The 18,564-nt window shown below is 49.4% G+C and carries 17 protein-coding genes; 11 read left to right on the top strand and 6 right to left on the bottom strand.

Annotated elements, in window-relative coordinates:
- Positions 1-97: 97 nt before the first annotated feature.
- Both JIG40_RS19340 and JIG40_RS19335 read left to right on the top strand, forming a co-directional pair.
- Positions 98-2,014 carry a methyl-accepting chemotaxis protein gene (locus JIG40_RS19340; protein ID WP_158129597.1) on the top strand — a complete coding sequence of 639 codons (1,917 nt, stop codon included), beginning with the start codon at positions 98-100 and terminating at the stop codon, positions 2,012-2,014.
- 62 nt (positions 2,015-2,076) lie between these two features.
- Positions 2,077-2,277 (top strand): restriction endonuclease subunit S, encoded by a 201-nt coding sequence (locus tag JIG40_RS19335; RefSeq protein WP_020329808.1) that lies wholly within the window; start codon positions 2,077-2,079, stop codon positions 2,275-2,277.
- 66 nt (positions 2,278-2,343) lie between these two features.
- On the opposite strand, the gene JIG40_RS19330 is transcribed toward JIG40_RS19335, so the two are convergent.
- Positions 2,344-2,997, bottom strand: a complete 654-nt coding sequence (locus tag JIG40_RS19330) for a DsbA family oxidoreductase (protein ID WP_154182704.1) — start codon at positions 2,995-2,997, stop codon at positions 2,344-2,346.
- Positions 2,998-3,310: 313 nt separating this feature from the next.
- Here JIG40_RS19330 and JIG40_RS19325 point away from each other — a divergent pair, with 313 nt between their 5' ends.
- The 5 genes from JIG40_RS19325 to JIG40_RS19305 all read left to right on the top strand — a co-directional run bounded on the left by JIG40_RS19325 (position 3,311) and on the right by JIG40_RS19305 (position 10,216).
- A complete protein-coding gene (locus tag JIG40_RS19325) occupies positions 3,311-4,669 on the top strand; it encodes an alpha-amylase family glycosyl hydrolase (protein WP_047462027.1) in 1,359 nt (452 codons plus the stop codon).
- Positions 4,670-4,910: 241 nt separating this feature from the next.
- Positions 4,911-5,861, top strand: a complete 951-nt coding sequence (locus JIG40_RS19320; protein ID WP_199465884.1) for a DUF4382 domain-containing protein — start codon at positions 4,911-4,913, stop codon at positions 5,859-5,861.
- Between the two features lie 559 nt (positions 5,862-6,420).
- Positions 6,421-7,629 (top strand): NupC/NupG family nucleoside CNT transporter, encoded by a 1,209-nt coding sequence (locus JIG40_RS19315; protein WP_020329812.1) that lies wholly within the window; start codon positions 6,421-6,423, stop codon positions 7,627-7,629.
- A 212-nt stretch (positions 7,630-7,841) separates the two neighbouring features.
- The gene (gene pepT, locus JIG40_RS19310; RefSeq protein WP_199465883.1) at positions 7,842-9,071 is read left to right on the top strand and encodes a peptidase T; all 1,230 of its coding nucleotides are present in this window, start codon (positions 7,842-7,844) and stop codon (positions 9,069-9,071) included.
- Between the two features lie 275 nt (positions 9,072-9,346).
- A complete protein-coding gene (locus JIG40_RS19305; RefSeq protein WP_020329814.1) occupies positions 9,347-10,216 on the top strand; it encodes a mechanosensitive ion channel family protein in 870 nt (289 codons plus the stop codon).
- Positions 10,217-10,282: 66 nt separating this feature from the next.
- On the opposite strand, the gene norR is transcribed toward JIG40_RS19305, so the two are convergent.
- A complete protein-coding gene (norR, locus tag JIG40_RS19300; protein WP_020329815.1) occupies positions 10,283-11,869 on the bottom strand; it encodes a nitric oxide reductase transcriptional regulator NorR in 1,587 nt (528 codons plus the stop codon).
- A 232-nt stretch (positions 11,870-12,101) separates the two neighbouring features.
- Here norR and hmpA point away from each other — a divergent pair, with 232 nt between their 5' ends.
- Entirely contained in the window at positions 12,102-13,286 is a 1,185-nt protein-coding gene (gene hmpA, locus JIG40_RS19295; RefSeq protein ID WP_199465882.1) for an NO-inducible flavohemoprotein, read from the top strand.
- 60 nt (positions 13,287-13,346) lie between these two features.
- Here hmpA and JIG40_RS19290 read toward each other — a convergent pair whose 3' ends face one another.
- The 3 genes from JIG40_RS19290 to JIG40_RS19280 all read right to left on the bottom strand — a co-directional run bounded on the left by JIG40_RS19290 (position 13,347) and on the right by JIG40_RS19280 (position 15,438).
- Positions 13,347-14,390, bottom strand: coding sequence for a GGDEF domain-containing protein (locus JIG40_RS19290; protein ID WP_244662698.1), 1,044 nt, complete (start codon positions 14,388-14,390; stop codon positions 13,347-13,349).
- A 180-nt stretch (positions 14,391-14,570) separates the two neighbouring features.
- Entirely contained in the window at positions 14,571-15,113 is a 543-nt protein-coding gene (locus tag JIG40_RS19285) for a YaeQ family protein (protein ID WP_020329820.1), read from the bottom strand.
- A gap of 115 nt (positions 15,114-15,228) precedes the next feature.
- Positions 15,229-15,438 carry a cold-shock protein gene (locus tag JIG40_RS19280; RefSeq protein ID WP_000106983.1) on the bottom strand — a complete coding sequence of 70 codons (210 nt, stop codon included), beginning with the start codon at positions 15,436-15,438 and terminating at the stop codon, positions 15,229-15,231.
- 377 nt (positions 15,439-15,815) lie between these two features.
- On the opposite strand from JIG40_RS19280, the gene JIG40_RS19275 reads away from it, so the two are divergent.
- Positions 15,816-16,022, top strand: a complete 207-nt coding sequence (locus tag JIG40_RS19275; RefSeq protein WP_269205753.1) for a ribosome alternative rescue factor ArfA — start codon at positions 15,816-15,818, stop codon at positions 16,020-16,022.
- A 41-nt stretch (positions 16,023-16,063) separates the two neighbouring features.
- Here the strand turns inward: JIG40_RS19275 and JIG40_RS19270 are convergent, their stop codons facing one another.
- Positions 16,064-17,227: a threonine/serine exporter family protein gene (locus JIG40_RS19270; protein ID WP_020432828.1), complete on the bottom strand. Its 1,164-nt coding sequence runs from the start codon at positions 17,225-17,227 to the stop codon at positions 16,064-16,066.
- 492 nt (positions 17,228-17,719) lie between these two features.
- On the opposite strand from JIG40_RS19270, the gene JIG40_RS19265 reads away from it, so the two are divergent.
- Together JIG40_RS19265 and JIG40_RS19260 are read left to right on the top strand one after the other, a co-directional pair.
- Complete coding sequence (locus JIG40_RS19265) at positions 17,720-18,076, top strand: hypothetical protein (protein WP_020329829.1); 357 nt, start codon at positions 17,720-17,722, stop codon at positions 18,074-18,076.
- A gap of 142 nt (positions 18,077-18,218) precedes the next feature.
- Positions 18,219-18,458 carry a hypothetical protein gene (locus JIG40_RS19260; protein ID WP_020329830.1) on the top strand — a complete coding sequence of 80 codons (240 nt, stop codon included), beginning with the start codon at positions 18,219-18,221 and terminating at the stop codon, positions 18,456-18,458.
- Positions 18,459-18,564 lie beyond the last annotated feature (106 nt).

Raw genomic sequence — 18,564 nt, 5'->3', positions numbered from 1 at the left:
TTATTACATAAAAATCAGAGATAACTCTCAAGAAAGCCACTGAGTGGCCGACAACGTGACTGGTATTGGCAGCAGCCAAGTGTAAAAGGCGGAGAAGATGTTCAAATTCAATAATATGACAATTAAACAAAAGGTGGTGCTCGGAATTACTCTGGCCGTGCTCGCCTCGACCATCATTCTGGGTGTGATGGCTCAACGTCAGGCACGTGATGTGCTCGAGCATCGTTTGGTAGACATTGAGCTGCCATCCATGCTGGAACAGATCAGCGCTCAGATCGACCGCGAAGTGAGTACGCTTCTTCAGGCCGCGGAACAGATCGCCAATAACGAATTCATTAAGCAAGCCATTGCCAACAAGGATATCGATCCTGCGGCAGAGGCGGTGCTGGTTAAACAGCTGAACAACGTGCGCAATCAGTACAAACTGAACGACGCCTCGGTGGCCAACCGCAAAACGGCTTATTACTGGAACCAGAATGGCTTCCTGCGCCAGCTTAATCAGCAGCAGGATGGCTGGTTCTTCGGTTTCACCTCATCGGGTAACCAAACCATGGTGAGTATGTTCCAGGAAGCAACGGGCGAAGTGAAAATGTTTGCCAACTATCAGCAGCTGAACGGTGACAGTATGTCCGGTCTGTCCAAGTCGATGGACGACATGGTGAAACTGCTGAACGGTTTCAAAATTGAAGATACCGGTTTTGTGTTCCTGACCGATGCGAAAGGGAATGTGCAGATTCATCGTCAGAAGAATCAGGCCAAAGCTTCGCTCAACAGCCTGTATGGCGCTGACTCGAATCAGTTGCTGAACAAGTCCGGTTTTAACCTGATTAACACTCAGTACAACGGCGAACAAGTGTTTGTCGCGAGTTTGTACATCAAATCGATGGACTGGTTCGTGATTGGTACGGTGCCGGTTAATGAAGTGTTCGCCGATCTCGACCAAATGGCGCAGCGCATGTTGATCATCACGATTGTGGTGGCGGCGATTTTCATTGTGATGGGTATTGTGCTGGCGAACAGCATTGCCAATCCGATTCGTCAAATCGCGCAGCGCTTTACGGATCTGGGTAAAGGTGACGGTGATCTGTCACAGCGTATTGAGATCGCGGGCAAAGATGAAATTGCTCAGCTCTCTTCAGGCTTCAACGGTTTTATCGAAAAGATTCATCAGTCGATGAAGGAAGTGGCGTCTACCAGCAATTCACTGCAAGTGGCGGCGGAAACCGTTTCGCACAAAGCCAACACCACTCACGACAACAGTCAGCAGCAGCGTGACCAGACTATTCAGGTGGTGACTGCCATTAACCAGATGGGCGCGACCATCTCGGAAATTGCGTCAAACGCGGCAACCGCAGCAGAAACGGCGAATCAGGCTTCAGACAGCACTGACGAAGGCCGTGTCGTAGTGAACAAAGCTAAAGATGCGATCAGCCGACTGGCGGCCGACATCGAAAGTACGGGTCAGGTCGTACAGCAACTGGCAGCCACGACACAAGACATCGGTTCAATCCTTGATGTGATTCGCGATATTTCGGATCAAACCAACCTGTTGGCACTGAACGCGGCAATTGAAGCGGCGCGTGCGGGCGAACAGGGCCGTGGCTTTGCCGTGGTGGCCGATGAAGTGCGTAATCTGGCCAGCCGCACTGCATCGTCGACCGAAGAGATTCAGAAGATGATCAATCAGCTGCAAAGCGATGCCAAAGACGCTGTAACGGCCATGTCGGCGGGTATTGCTGTGACATCAGAAGGGGTTTCTTCGTCGGATGAAGCGGTGCAGGTGTTGGTGAGTATTTCGGATCGCATTCACGACATCTCGGATCGCAACACGCAAGTGGCAACCGCGACCGAAGAGCAATCAACCGTGGTGCACACCATTAACCAGAACATCGAAGAGATCAACGCCATCAACGAAGTGACCACCAGCACCGCAGAAGAGCTGGCGGAAGCGAGTCAGGAGCTGCGCGACCTGTCGGCACGTCTGGATAAGATGGTAGGCAGCTTTAAGCTCTAGAATCAGGCGGGGGAGTTGGGTAAACTCCCCCTCAGTGATTTATGAACAATTAGGTAAGTAAGATGAGCGATTTTGAGAAAGAACTGGAGCAGATGTCACAGGAAATGGGTAGCGAGCCAGAGGTGGCGCTGCCAAGCCTGGAAGAGCAGAAAGCGATTGCTGCTGAGCTGAAAAAGCTTGAAGCGGAAGGCAAACTGACGCCGGAAGTGATGGAGCAGTACTTCGGTAAGTTCTTCGCAGAATCTGACACGCCCGTTCACTAAGCTGCATTCAATCGAATCCAAAAGGCACCGCTCGGTGCCTTTTTCTTTTTCTGCATCAACGGAACGTTAGTGCGTTGGTGATTTGCTGACAATCTCACGCAGCATCTGCAAGAGGTTCTCGGTGGTTTGCGCCCCGGATATCAGATGGCGCTGCTCGATGATGATCGCCGGCACGGCGTGAATGCCCGCCTGCAACCATTGCTGCTCGGTATTGGCTACCGCTTTCGCCCAGGATTCGTCCGCCAGAACCTGCTGGCATTCGGCCCGGTTGAGGCCGACCTGCTCTGTGAGGCCGAGCAGCACTTCATCATCGTCCATCACTTGTCCCTGGCAAAAATAAGCATCGAACATCAGCATTTCCAGTTCGCCCTGCTTGTGGTGTTGATTCGCCCACATCAGCAGTTGATGGGCTTTACGTGTGTTGTAGATACGCATGTCATCAAAAAATTGAAATGAAAAGCCGACTTCCTGTCCAAAGCGGAGGAGCGTATCCCGTGCCTGCTGACTGGCTTGTGGTGTCGTGCCGTATTTGCGGGCCAGATGTTCACGCAGATTTTCGCCGCCCGGAGCCATGGTGGGGTTAAGTTCAAACGGGTGCCAGTGGATCTCCGCCCGGACTTCGTTTGACAGGATGCTGAGTGCGGCTTGCAGCCTTTTGTAACCGATGATGCACCAAGGGCAGACAACATCGGAGACGATGTCAATTCGAAGTGTGCGCATTTCAATCTCCGTCGTTTAATGGGTGTGTTTGTAACAGTTTGAGTTTGCTGGATTGTGGCCAGTGGCCACGCTCAGATGGGAGGTAGACCCTGCAACTAAGTATAGCTTTTGCATGATCGGTTACTTGGGAGTGAGTCAAAGTTTAACCAAATCGGTGCAAGATCGACGATCTACGCCCTGACTCTCAACCATAAATTATTCTCCAAAGGGGGATTGCGACATGATTGGTCGATTTATAATCAGCGTCAAGATTAGCAAGCTGCATTCACTTTCTTCGTTTTCTTCGCTTGCTAACGCAGAAGGAGCATAAATCATGATCAGTTCTCATCCGACGGATGTCATTTTGCATGCGTTCGACTGGCCATATTCTTTGATTACTGAGCGAGCTGGCGTTATTGAGCAGGCTGGCTACAAAGCGGTGCTGGTTTCGCCACCGATGAAATCTTATCAACACCCATCCGGTACTCCCTGGTGGCAGCGTTATCAGCCGCAGGACTATCGGGTTATCGACAACCAACTTGGCAACACCGAAGACTTTATTAACATGATCAACGCGTTAAAGGCGCTGGATCTTCGCGTATATGCTGATGTGGTGTTTAACCACATGGCCAATGAATCCAAACAGCGGCTTGATCTGCAATATCCGAGTGAGGCGGATATGAAGGCCTATCGCAAACGTTCAGGCTACTACCAGAAACAGTGTCTGTTCGGCGATTTGTCTCAGCCGTTGTTTAACGAAGATGATTTCGTCGAAGCCTTCGGAATTAAAGATTGGAAAGACAAATGGCAGGTGCAGAACGGGCGCATTACCGGCGGCCCGCATGACCAAGGTTTGCCAACACTGCGAGACAACGACCATGTAGTGACACAGCAGCAACACTACCTGTTGGCGCTGAAAAATCTCGGTGTAAAAGGCTTTCGAATTGATGCCGCTAAGCACATGACGATTGAGCATCTGAAAAAAGTCTGGACGGAAGAGATTACCCGCGATGTGCACATCTTTGGTGAAATTATCACCGATGGTGGTGCAACCAAGGAAGAGTATCAGCTGTTTTTGCAGCCGTATCTGGAAGAGACCCGACTCGGGGCCTATGACTTTCCGCTGTTCCAGACGCTGTTTAATGCACTGCAACCGGGCGGCAGCCTGAAAGGGTTGATTGACCCCTATTGTTTTGGTGAAGCGCTCTCCAAAGAGCGGGCGATTACGTTCGCCATCACCCATGACATTCCCAACAACGATGTATTCGCCAATCTGGTGATGACGCCGCAATGTGAAGCGCTGGCTTACAGCTATGTATTGGGACGTGACGGTGGCGTGCCATTGATCTACACCGATCTGGATCCGAGTGGTATTCGTGATGGAGCAGGGAAGCCGCGCTGGCGGGACAGCTGGCGCGATACGCAGATGGTCGCCAGAATCGCATTTCACAACCGCATGCACGGTTTGCCGATGGTGAACATTGAAGCCAATGATGATCTGCTGGTGTTCAGCCGTGGTGAAAAAGGCGTGGTGATCATCAACAAGTCATCCCGCAGTCAGACGGTGGAACTCAACTGGCCGCAGTCACTGACGGATGTACTGAGTGGCGAGACGTTTGCGTCTGATGGCACGCAAGTGATGATAGAGACGGCCTCGATGGGCAGCAGGATGTTGTGGGTGAGCGAAAAATAGATAAAAAAATAGCCGCAGCGGCCACTGCGGCTAATACATTGAAAAGACAGGAGTTTATAAACTTAACAACGTGGATAGGTCTTCGATTGTATTTGATTTAAAAGGCTTTTTTACACTTAAAATGACAGCGTTCTGTAAAATTGCGTCAATTTGTCAGGTTACTGCCAGAATGCTCACTACGTTGTCGAGGAACGATTTTTCCGCACTATAATTGATGAGTGTATCAATAAGTGGTGTGAACATGAAAATCTTACCTTGGATGGCACTCAGCAGTGCTGCTCTTTTACTTGCGGGCTGCGGTGGCGGCGATGATTCATCTGTACAAACGTCTAAAGTTTCCTTTTCGGTTTCAGATGCACCAGTCGACAACGCAAGCTCCGTTACCATCGGTTTTACTCAGGTAGAGCTGGTTCAATCAGACGGGTCGTCGATCTATCTGGACGTCAATCCTTCGGATCCCAGTATGGATTATGAGCAGATTGACCTAATGGATTATCAAGGTACCGACTCGAAGTTGATCATCACCAGCCAGTCGATCCCGGTGGGTACTTATAAAAACCTGATCCTGCACATCAGCACCGAATCGAACGTGAATTTCGTCGTGGATGAAGACGGCACTCAGGCGCTCAAGCAACCTAGTAATAAGCTGCAACTGGGCAGCTTCACTGTCAGCGATGAAGCCACACAAGCGTTCACAATTGAATTTGATCTGCGTTACTCACTGGTGATGCGTGGCAGCAGCGGCAGCACCAATGGTTACATTTTAAAACCTCATGGTGTGTCTATTGTGAGCAACGATGAAGCCACCAGTTTGTCTGGCACCGTCGACCCAACCCTCTTTGATGAAGGCACCTGTTCGCTGAGTACTGGCAAATATGTGTACCTCTATCAGGGCAGCGTAGCGACATCGACGCTGGGCGACCTGGTGGACGAAAGCGATTCTGAATTTAACACTGTGGTGCCAGATGGCGTGGTCTCTCCATACAGCTCTACAGAAGTGGCTGATGATGGCAGCTATGCCTTCGGTTATCTTCCGGAAGGGGATTATACCGTTGCGTTTAATTGTGACGGTGATGACGACAGCTCGATTCAGTACGACGGCCTGACCATTCCAAACCCGGATGGCCAAGTGGCTGAAGTGACGCTGACTGTGGGTACAACGAGTACAGTGAACTTTACCCCTGTGCTTTAATCGCTGAACGCACAAATAAAAGCGCCTCAAGGATCCGAAGACAGATCACAAGAGGCAATGACGTTGTTAGCGATTTTAGTATCTAAAGGGATTTTAGAGAGACTTAATTAAACGTAGACGCGATAGCTCAAACTGCAAATTACAGGCAGAGTATCGCGTCTTTTTTATTCTATTCTGGAAGCGAAGTAGCATTTGAAATGTGCTTTGGTGCATATCTCATCACCCTTATTACCCAATGTGTTGATCAATTGTTCAATGGATGAACGCTTGAACGTTTGCGTCAAAAAATGTGATGAAGTTCTATTTTCTATCGCTATACTTTCCGCCCGGCTATGAGCCGGTGCTCAGCCAATACAAGCCGTCACATGGAACTGTGAATGACCCCACGGACCGGACCAGCTGCGATCCATCCAACGCTTGTATAAGGTGATCTCTCATGAACAATTTGTTCTCTCTTCACAGTGCGCTGTCTGCCGACATTGCCGATGAGGTGCGTGCTTCCTCCTTTACCAAGTTTTTGGTTTTTCCTTTTATTACAAACTTTTAACTGGGTAAAACAATGACACTTTTATTTGGATTCATCGGTGTTCTGGTGCTGGTACTGTGCGCGGTGGCGTTATCGGAAAGCCGCAAGTCAATCAACTGGAAAACTGTCTCCCGCGCGCTTTTACTGCAAGTGGGTTTTGCCGCGCTGGTACTTTATTTCCCTTGGGGACAAAGTGCGCTGGCGTCATTGAGTGGTGGCGTTTCCAGCCTATTGGGCTTTGCCGATGCGGGCATCAACTTCCTGTTTGGTGACCTGGCGAATTCGGGCTTTATCTTTGCTATTCGCGTCCTGCCCATCATCATTTTCTTCAGCGCGCTGATTTCTGCGCTTTACTACCTCGGCATCATGCAAAAGGTGATTGAGTTCATCGGTGGTGGTATTCAGAAGTTCCTCGGCACCAGTAAAGCGGAATCGCTGGTAGCAACGGGCAACATTTTTTTATCGCAGGGTGAATCTCCGCTGTTGGTGCGTCCGTTCCTGTCACGCATGACCCGTTCAGAGCTGTTTGCGGTAATGGCGGGCGGTATGGCATCGGTTGCGGGCAGCGTGCTGGGTGGCTACGCCGGCCTGGGTGTGGATCTGAAATACCTGATTGCGGCAAGTTTCATGGCGGCTCCTGGCAGCCTGCTGATGGCGAAAATCATTGTGCCAGAGCGCGATACGCCAGTGGATCAGAGCGATATTGAAATGGACAGCGCCAAAGACAGCAACGTGATTGATGCTCTGGCGAGCGGCGCGATGAACGGTATGAAAGTCGCGGTGGCGGTTGGCACCATGCTGATCGCGTTCGTCAGCGTGATCGCCATGGTCAACACGGGTCTGGAAAGCTTGGGTGAAGTGCTGGGCTTTAGCGGCGTCACTCTGCAAGCGCTGTTTGGCTACCTGTTCTCGCCACTGGCATGGGTGATTGGCGTGCCAAGCAGTGATGTGCTGATGGCGGGTTCTTACATTGGTCAGAAAATCGTGATGAACGAGTTCGTTGCCTTCATCGACTTTGTTGACCACCGTGCACTGCTGAGTGAGCACTCGCAAGTGATTGTGACTTTTGCATTGTGTGGTTTTGCCAATATTGGTTCTATTGCGATTCAGTTGGGTTCGATTGGGGTAATCGCGCCAGAGCGCCGCTCTGAAGTAGCGAACCTCGGCATTAAGGCGGTACTCGCTGGTACGTTGGCTAACCTGATGAGTGCCTGTTTAGCCGGCATCTTTATCTCGCTGTAATGCTTTTCACGCCCGTCTCTTCCCGTGGCGGGCGTTTCTGTTCTAATCCACCAAAAACTGATTTATAGCAAATCATCCTCCTGAAGAATCCGTACTATGGATTGCAATTGGCTGCGTATCTCAGCACCGAATGTTGCATCGCTGGGAATAAGCGCGTTTTCTTTCAGTTGAGGAGAAGCTCAACTGCGTTTTGACAGACAGTGAGACTTGCTATGGATAATCTTGTGGGGCGTTTTCTACGCTATGTAACCTACGACACTCAATCGAAACCGAAAAACCACCACTGCCCGAGTTCGACCGGTCAGAAGGTGTTTGCTCTGGCGCTGCACGACGAGCTGCTGGAACTGGGGCTGAGCGAGGTCAGTATGGACGAGCATGGTTATGTCATGGCTAAGCTGCCGTCCAATGTGAATTATCCGGTGCCGCCGATCGGCTTTATCGCGCACATGGACACTGCACCCGATGCCCCCGGTAAGCATGTGAAGCCGCAAATCGTGGAAAACTATCAGGGTGGCGACATCGCGCTGGGTAAGGGAGACGAAGTACTGTCACCGATTCAATACCCGGATCTGCATCATCTGCATGGTTACAACCTCATCACCACTGATGGCAACACTCTGCTCGGAGCCGACAACAAGGCGGGTATCGCGGAAATCATAACCGCAGTCGAAATGCTGATGGCGGATCCTTTGATTCCCCACGGGGATATTTGCATTGCTTTCACCCCGGATGAGGAGATTGGCCGCGGCGCGAATCATTTTGACGTGAAGAAGTTTGGCGCACAGTGGGCATATACCGTTGATGGTGGACCGGTGGGCGAGTTGGAATATGAAAATTTCCACGCCGCGAGCGCGGAAGTGATTTGTCACGGCGTGAACGTGCACCCGGGGACTGCCAAAGGCAAGATGGTGAATGCGATGCACATCGCGGCGCGCTTTATCCTGATGATGCCACAGCAGGAAACGCCGGAGTGCACCGAAGGCTATCAGGGTTTCTATCATCTTAAGTCTGCCAAAATGGGCGTGGCGAAAACGCAACTGGATTACTTGATCCGCGATTTTGAACGTGAGGGCTTACAAGCTCGCAAAGCGTTTTTGCAGCAAACGGTGGACGAGTTAAACCGTCAACTCAAGAAAGGCCATGTGGAGTTAGTGGTCAACGACTGCTATGCCAACATGAAAGAGATGATTGAACCGCATCCGCACATCATTGAGTTAGCGAAAACAGCGATGGAAGCGTGCGATGTACAGCCGCTGATCAAACCGATTCGTGGTGGGACTGATGGCGCACGTTTGTCATTCATGGGGTTGCCATGTCCGAACATTTTTACTGGTGGCTACAATTTCCACGGTATTCATGAGTTCATTACCATTGAAGGCATGGAACAGGCGGTTCGAGTGATTGTGAAACTGGCGGAAAATACCGCGCATCATTATCGATAATTGTCTTCATCTTCTTCTATTCCGGCGCCGCTTTGCCTCTGTAAAGCGGCGCTTTGTTTTGTGGCGGAATCTCTTGATGCCCACGTTTATTCAACTGCCTGCGCACTAGTTAAGCGGGATCGGGATAAACCTTTGACAGGGCGCATAGAACGAGCAGCCTGTGCCGACACTCCCGCGTTACTTGGTTACAATGCCCCAAATTTGAATTAATCACAGCGTTTAATCATCCGCAGAGATGAATGGCAGTCGCTGTGCACAGAAAGTAGGAGAAGGTAATGGAGAAGCTCAACGCGGTTATCGATTATCTGCTGACACACAAACTTATATTTACACTCATCATTTTACTGTTTGCGGTGTTCATGCGCAGGGTTGCGCTGTCGCAGATCCGTGGCGATGCGGCATTTTTAACCGAACATCAACGGAAATGGATGTCGAGTACCAAAAACGGTACCTTTGCTGCCACTCTGTTTGTGCTGTTTGTCTTGTGGCAACCGGAGATCAGCCAGTTTGCGTTGTCTGTTACCGCGATAGCCGTGGCTATTGTGGTTGCGTCCAAAGAGATCATCCTCTGTTTTACCGGTTCGATTCAGCGCGCCAGCTCGCGCTCATTCCGCATTGGCGACTGGATTGAAGTCGGCAAACTGAGCGGCGAAGTGATTGAGCACAACATGATGGCGACGGTGATTCAGGAAATCGACCTGCAACATGGCCAGTATCATTACACCGGCAAGACGGCGACGTTGCCGAACAGCATGTTTTTTACCTTTCCGGTCAAAAACCTCAATTTTATGAAACGCTACGTATTTCATAACTTCACGGTGGTGGTGCCGGAATTTGTGAATCTTTATCCGTTAGTGCCTGTCATGCATGAACGGATTGAAGAGCACTTCTCGCACTTTATTGATGTCGCGCGCCGCTACAACAGCATGATTGAAAAGCACGCTGGCGTGGATTTGCCGAATGCCGAGCCACACATCGACATTACCAGTGCGCCGGCAGGAGAGCAGATTGTGCACTTCATGATTTTCTGTCCGACCGAGCGTGCAACGCATCTTGAGCAGTTGATTCGCCGTGATTTTATGGAAGAGTACGAGCGAGCGTTTCCACGCCAGCCGACTCTCGCAGAGCCTTCAGCTGCGGCCTGATTTGATTGGCGATAAAAACAAAAGGGATAACCGATGTTATCCCTTTTTTGTGCGCATTCTGTGAGGTTAATTCTGCTCAATCTTGTGTGTTTTCGTCACATTCAGCCCAAGACGTTTGGCAAGGCGAGTCAGGTTTGCCCGATCAATTTGGAGCAGGCGACCCGCTTTCGCCCAGTTAAAATCGGCTTGAGTCAGCGCTTCACTGACTAAGCGACGCTGAAAATCATCGGTGGCATCACGCAATCCCTTCGACAGATCAACCGCCGGCTCGGCTGCCGCTTTCACCGCCGTTTTCGCTGGGGTATGAGCTTCGCCTTCCAGTACACCGATATCTTCGGCGCTGACGGTGATCAGCGTCTGCATCGGATGCTTGGCACGCGCTTTTAATGCAGCGCGGTTGATGACGTGCTCCAGTTCGCGCACGTTGCCAGGCCAAGAGTAGTAGATCAGTTGGCTGAGCGCTTCCTGATGAATTTTGAGTTGCACGATGCCGAGTTTACGCCGTGCCACTTCGAGGAAATAACCAGCCAGCAATGTGACATCGCCATTACGTTCGCGCAGTGCCGGAACGTGAATAGGATACACACTCAGGCGATGGTAGAGGTCCGCGCGGAAGCGGCCCGCTTCAACTTCCTGTTTTAAGTCGCGGTTGGTCGCGGCAAGAATACGCACGTTGATGGTCTGCACCTGATCTTGACCCACCGGCTGAATCTCGTTGTTCTGCAGCGCACGCAAGATTTTACTTTGTGCCGCCAGTGGCAGTTCGCCGATCTCATCCAGAAACAGGGTGCCGCCGTCTGCCAACGCAAACTTCCCGAGACGATGGCGATCGGCGCCGGTAAAAGCGCCTTTGACGTGACCAAACAATTCGCTTTCAACCAAATTTTCCGGAATGGCGGCGCAGTTAACGTAAATCAACGGTTGGCGTTTACGCGGTGACAGATGATGGATGGTGCGCGCCACCAGCTCTTTACCCACGCCAGTTTCACCGTGAATCAGAATATTAAAGTTGGACGGCGCGACGACTTCCAAATCGGCTTTCATTACTTGCATGGCGTCACTGGACCCAATAATTTCGCCACCATCACGTTCCCACGCTTCTTCATTGAGCTCTTCCAGACGCTGCTGGGTCTGCTTTGCCTGCGCTTCGAGCTGAGAAAAGGTCAGCGCCATTTTTAGGGTCGAAGCGGCGATGGCGGATAACACTTCCAGGCTGCGCAGCGGAATATGTTCAAACGCGTTGGTCGTCAGGCTGTCGAGCGTCAGTACGCCGAGCAGTTTGTCTCCGAAAATCAGCGGCAACCCCATGCAGGAGTGCATTGGCAGGTCATCATCGTGATCCATCAGCAGGCCGTCAAACGGGTCGGGCAGTGTGCTGTCGGCGTCAAAGCGTACCGGAGTCGTTGAGGCGCAGATTTGATTCAGACGCGGGTGTTCATGAATGAGAAAACGACGTCCGAGGGTATCGCGGGTCAAGCCCTGCATCGCCAGCGGCACCAGCGTGTCGCCCTGTAGCGACATCAACGCCACGCAGTCGCATTGAATCGTCTTTCGCACCGCATCCAACAATCGGTTGAAACGGTCTTCATCATTGAGCCCGCTCGCCAGGCCGATGGTCATATCGACCAGCGTCGAAATAGAAAAATCCTGCATTCTAGAGTCCAAATGTTCGTTTTGGATAGTTTAGTGTCAAAGTGACCTGATTGAAAAGAGTTAATTTGACTCATTGCTTGTGATTGAAATTAAATCAAATTATTAAAAATCAATAAGATATGAATTGGTACGGATAGTGCAATATCAGATTCAGAAAGTCATGCTTTGAACCAGACAGAGTGGTCTTTAGCCACCTTACAATTTGTATCCACCTTTGAGGAGAATTGGATCTATGCTCAACAATCATAATATTGCCATCATCAAAAGCACCATTCCTTTGCTTGAGTCCGCAGGTCCTGCGCTGACTCAACATTTTTATCAGCGCATGTTCAGCCACAACCCGAAACTGAAAGACATCTTCAACATGACACACCAAAAAACGGGTCGTCAGAGTGTTGCGCTGTTTGAAGCCATTGCGGCGTACGCCAAGAACATCGAAAACCTTGCCGCGCTGACGGCAGCAGTTGAACGTATTGCGCATAAACATACCAGCTTCAACATTCAGCCAGAACACTACCAAATCGTGGGCCATCATCTGATTGAAACCCTGCGTGAACTGGCGCCTGACGCATTCACACAAGAAGTGGAAGAAGCGTGGACGGCAGCCTATCTGTTCCTGGCCAAAGTGTTTATTGACCGGGAAGGCGAACTGTATTTGCAGCGCAAACAAGCCGTCGGTGGTTGGGCGAATGCGCGCGAATTTGTCGTTGCAGAAAAACGAGTGGAATCGGAGCTGGTGACCAGTTTCATTCTGGCACCAAAAGATGGCGGGTCTGTCTTGGATTATCAGCCGGGTCAGTATATTGGGATTGAAGTAACGCCAAAGGGTGGTCAGTACAAAGAGATCCGTCAGTACTCACTATCACAAGCACCAAATGGTGTGAACTACCGCATTTCAGTTAAGCGTGAAGGTGTTGGCAGCGAGTTTGAAGGTTTGGTATCAAATCACCTGCATGACCATGTTGAAGAGGGGGATAGTGTCTCGCTATACGCTCCAGCTGGTGATTTCTTCTATGTTGAGCGTGATCGCCCGGTGGTCCTGATTTCTGCTGGTGTGGGCGCGACACCCGTTCAGGCCATGCTGCAAACTCTGGCTCAGGGTGAGAAACAGCAGGTGACTTATCTGCACGCGTGTAACTCGCCTTTGCAGCACTCTTTTGTTGACGAAACTGCAACCCTGATAGCGGCAAAAGGCTGGCAGCAGCATATCTGGTATCTGAATGGTCAACGCGGCGCTTCGCGCTCTGGAGCGATGGATCTCAGTCTGGTTGATCTGCCACTGACAGATGGTGACTTCTATTTGTGTGGCCCACTGGCCTTCATGGAAAGCATCGTGAAACAGCTAATGGCTCTGGGTGTGAGTGGTGAGCGTATTCACTACGAAGTATTTGGCCCGCACGCTACGCTCAATGCCTGATTACTGAGGCATCATCAAGAACACCAAAGGCCCTGCGGGGCCTTTTTTCATGGAAGGATACTAGTAACGGAATGTCGAGACGATACGGTTTTTGCCTTCCGACTTCGCGCTGTAAAGCGCTTTGTCGACTTTACGCAGCGTCGCTTCATAGTCACCGAGATCATGCTGAGCCAGCCCAATACTGATGGATACTGGTGCTTTGATCTCAAAATTAGTGGTCGCGACTTTCGCTCGTGCCTGTTCAGTCAAATGGTAGATATCCTCACTGTCGCCTTCAGTAAGCAGTACTATGAACTCTTCGCCACCCCAGCGTCCAACAATCCCCACACTGGCAAACGACTGGGTGAGCACATCGGCAATTCCTTTCAGGACGTTATCTCCGGCCACGTGTCCGAATTGATCGTTGACCATCTTAAAGTTATCAACGTCAATCATGGCCACATGGAAGGGACGAGTGCTGTTGGCAATGCGGCGCTCAATATAGTGGCGGTTGAACACACCCGTAAGAGAATCGGTCATCGCCAGTTTTTCCAGCTTGAGGCTGGCCTCGTTCATTTTCCGGTATGCATGCAAGCGACTAGCGTCGAAATACCAAATGATGATGGCTAATGTGATCCATACGACCACTAAATTGATGTAGCTGGCAAAGTTATCTTCTGCGGGTTGCCAAACATCCATGTGCGACAGCATGAAGTAGTTAAAGACGGTAAACTGGATGGCAATCGCGGGGAGTGAAATTTTTCTGGGCAGTAATGCAATTGCGACGACTGGCGTGATCAACCCAAAAATTAAAGCGTATTCGCGGTTCCCTTCATCAAACATATAAAAATGGGTCAACAGGAAAATCACGCAGGTGAGCAGTAATGCTGACGCACAAGCCTTTTTCCTAACAAACAGAAGGTATTGGGTATAACAGACAATCGCCAGTGTTGTCAGATGCGCGTATACCAAAGGAGGATAGAAATCGAGAACCGTATTGTAGAACAGGAAAAAGACGTTGTTTGCAGCGAGCAACATCGCCGATGCGCAATTGAGATATATACGCCGGTACTGCTCGTCATCGTTAGTCAGACGAAGGTGGTGGTTGATAAGCCGTGCAATCATTTTTAGTCCAGTAGCCGGTTGCCTGACGTTCTTTTCTCAACAAAGATGTAACAATTTGCTGAAGTGTCCATTTTTTAAGACTGAATTTTTGCGCCCTATGTTGCCGGAAAATCACAAGTTTCTCTAGTTATGATTGTTCCGGCGATTCCAAAAGTTTGATGTCTATTGAAATGTGTGCAATTAGTCTGGTAACGCTTGCAGCAGATCGAAGTTGATCTCGTGGCTGTTGAGGTCACCTTCAACGAATACGGTATGACCCGTAATCATTACCGAGAGGTCAACCGTGCGTTTGGGATTCGCAGCTAAGGCAGTAATTGCTTCAGGGTCAAAGCGCACAATTTCAGCGCTGTGGTAGCCTAGTTTACCTTTGTTCTGTTGCCACCAGATATCTGACTTGGTTTGATAGGTGTAGACTTTTACTACATCGGCCAGGCGGGTCGCCTTTTTCACCCGTTCGACCTCTGGCTCACCTAATTCGATCCAGAGTTCGTTGTGCCCGGCTAAGTCTTGTTGCCAGATGTCCGGCTCGCTGGTGGTCGAAATGCCTTTGGTAAACTGTAGTTGAGGGTGGGCATTAAGACAGTAAGCCAGTACACGTGCCATCATACGCTCTTCGGTTTCTGAAGGGTGGAGTGCCACGGTAAGGTTGAGCGTATCGTAATGATCGCGGTTCATGTCCGTCAGTGCGATGCGGAACTTATAAATGGTTGGTTTCAGTGCCATGAAAACGGCTCACACTTTAACTTTAAGGGATAAGGATTATACGAGCCTGAAAAGTGGGAGGCCCAATAACGAAAATAGCCAGCTAAAAGCTGGCTATTAAAATTCGGAAAGTCTATTACAGAACTTTGATGCTTTCTGCTTGAGGACCTTTTTGGCCTTGAGTGATTACGAACTCAACTTTTTGACCTTCAGCAAGAGTGCGGAAACCGTCACCTTGGATTGCACTGAAGTGAGCAAAAACGTCAGGACCGTTTTCTTGTTTGATGAAGCCGAAGCCTTTAGTTTCGTTGAACCATTTAACGGTACCAGTAACTGGAGTAGACATAGTGTATATCCTAAAAAAATTTAAATATTGTGGCCGATCACGGCGCGGATAGCGTGGAAAAGTAGATTGCTATTGCGTACGACACGACGGGAGTTACAAGTAATCCAACGAATGTGTATACAAAGAACTTCATTTCTAGCTGCTAACGAGTCTAGAGCAATCCGTAGGGTTGTCAATCGAATCTTGATGTCTCTCGAAAAGCTTTTTCAGATTTTGTCAGATTTTATGCTCTATGCGCCATTTCTGTGCAATTGTGTATGTACTCATTCTTAAAAATAGTGGCCCCAGTTCCTCGTAGATGATTGACACGCCAAGATTTCGGCGCAAAATGTGCTACGAAAATGTAATCACATGTTAATGCCAATACAAAGGAGGCGATGATGAGTCATTCATCAAAGATGTCTCGTGACAATCCGGTAATAGAAACCGAGTTTGGTCGCGGTACGATCAAAGACAACGCATTAAAAGCCGTCGTTACCAGTCAGTTGTTCAGACAACGAGTCGAGAAAGCGAAAAAAGGGAAAGGCAGTTTCAGCCGCAAAATGAAACACAGAGGGAAAGAGCCCTATTCAAAAGCCGCTTAAGAGTGACTTTCGAATAGGGCTCTTAACTTAGGGCAACATGATTAACGTTCGATTTTAGGAGAGTAAATCGAATAGGCGGTAATCTGGCCCGCAACGATGGCGGAAAACATAAACAACGCCGATAGGCCAATGCTTGGGATCGGCAGAATCGACTGTTCAAATACCGATTGGCTGGCGCTGATCAACACCCGGCTACCCGGAACCAGAATAATGATCCCCTGAACGATATAGATGGAGCCTGTGAGCTCCATTTTTTTGGCCAGCCAGGTGCCATACAAAGTGATAAGTACGGTCGTTACCCAGGTGCCCACCACCCATCCTGCATCAAAGCCGAGATAAAATGGTCCCCACATCCCCAATACGGCGACGGGCAAACCGAGCAGAATATCTTTCGGGCGTGCATTAAACAGGACACCGATCGATGTCGAGAGCAGGAACAAGCCGAAAATATGCAGGGCCAGCGGTACTTCGTTTTTGTACGTTGTCGCCGGAGCTTGACCCCATATCGCTTCCCCGATGTTTAAACCAATCACAATGCCGACAAAAAGCTTAATGAGCGTCAGCGCACTCTGACCGAATAAACTGGTGCCGGAGACCAGGTCGTTGAACGCCAAACATTCCAATGAGTTCGCAATTGATAATCCGGGGACAAACAGAATCACGGCCGCAACACATAACGCCCAAACCGGAATGGGCAAGCCGGTACTGGCCAGAAATGCCACCAGCACACCAGTAATAAGTGCAGCCACAAATTCCACCGCAATCGCTCGGCGTGAATGGCAAATCAGTTGACTGATCCAAACCAGAAAGCCAAGTAACACGGCGATCATGACCGCTTCCAGCGTACTCCCCACTAACATCAGATAGGCTGGCGGTATTCCCATATTGGCGAGCGCGATGATCCATTTGGGATAACCAATGGGTTCGGGAACCGGTTCATGGCTTGGCTGGTTAATACGGATAATCGTATTGGCCAGCAAGCTGAGGTTAATTGAAGCCGGCTTTAAACGTTTCATGACCACAGCGTTGTTGTCGTCTGGAAACTGGTAGTTGATCGTTGTCGGTGTCGCCTGAATCATCACATCCACCCCATGTTTTTGTGCATAAAACTGGGTGTATTTTTCTACTTTATAAGGGGCGCATCCGCTGCGATGAAGTGTGTCGCCAATCTCAACAATTTTGTCGATTCGATACTGTGACGGCATGAGGTGAAAGTGAGGTTAATCAAAGGTGGCGCAAAAGTAGCAGAGAGCAATCCCTAAGACGAGAACCCTCGCGTTGTTAAATCGGTCAATAGTTTAAAAGTGTGATACAGCTATCTCTTCCGTTCCTCCTCTTTTCTGCAATTTTCAATCTCCGCAATCAGTGCTCCTTTCCATTTTTGCAATCTGAAGTTTTTCGCCGTGGGTTAACTGTGCGCTGATCACAAAATGAAAACATTAGTCATAAAAAAATTATGGTTAATTTTTTGTTTCAAAATGTCATCTTTCGGAAAGATGTCTCGCGCTAAGCTTTGGTAAGTCTAAAAGTGTCTCTCTGCCTAATTTAACGCTTAATTAACAATCGCTTTAGGCCTGAGTTTTGTTCATTTTTTGTTGCTTTTTTGCTCTTGAAATAAAAATTCGATGCGAGAAAATATGCAAAAAGTGAGATTTCAAATTTGAAAGGATGCTTTCTGTAACTAAGGTAGGCAGATTATGAAACTGTTATTGATCATGATGGCATCGGTATCGGCAGGTGTAGCGTCAGCTGAACATTTCCATTCTTTCATGCTTGGCTTATCTGTCGCGGCATTGGCGGTAGGTAGCTGTTACTGGTTTGCGTTTCGCAGCTCTCGTTTCCCTGAACTAGCGGTATTCCTGCTGGTGTGTGGATTGTTGGCGAAAGTGGGTGTCACCGTATTAGGAGTAGCCTGGGGACTGTCGGCGCAACTGATTACCTCGCCATTGGTGTTTGCGTTGTCCTATTTGTTCTTCTCGATTGTCGTGACCTATTTGTGGTTCAGCTATCGAGACAGCATTACAGTGGTGCCCAAACCAACCCTACATCACTAAGCAATTAAAAAAATGGAGGCCGTCAGGCCTCTTTTTTTGTGGCTCATCTCGCGTGTCCTGACGTTCGACTATAGTTCTACAGTCATACCGCTCGTTTCTTTATACACTGTCTGTTGAGTTGTAACTGAAGGATGGTAGAAGTATGGAAACCGCACTGTTTTGGATTGAAAAAAGTGTACTTTTAGTGGGCATTTTGCTGGTGCTGACAGGGATTACCCGATACGGCAAACGCAGTCAGGATTGGAAAGGTGTGGCGACAATGTTTTACAAGCGCGTTCCAATGACCATCGAGGAATACAAGTTATATCGACTCGGGGTTGCGATGGTTGTGTTGGCTATTGTACTACGTATTGTCCTTCTGACTTTATGGCCAAATTACTAACGGATAGGAATCATCCTATTTATCAATAATTAAGGCCGCAATTCTAGCCTCTCTCGCAAATTTAGGTATACACTCTAGGTTAAACCCAAAATGAGAATGAGAAGGT

The sequence above is a fragment of the Vibrio sp. bablab_jr001 genome, assembly GCF_016464285.1.
Classification (GTDB): domain Bacteria; phylum Pseudomonadota; class Gammaproteobacteria; order Enterobacterales; family Vibrionaceae; genus Vibrio; species Vibrio fluvialis.
This window is presented reverse-complemented; position numbering and strand designations above follow the sequence as displayed.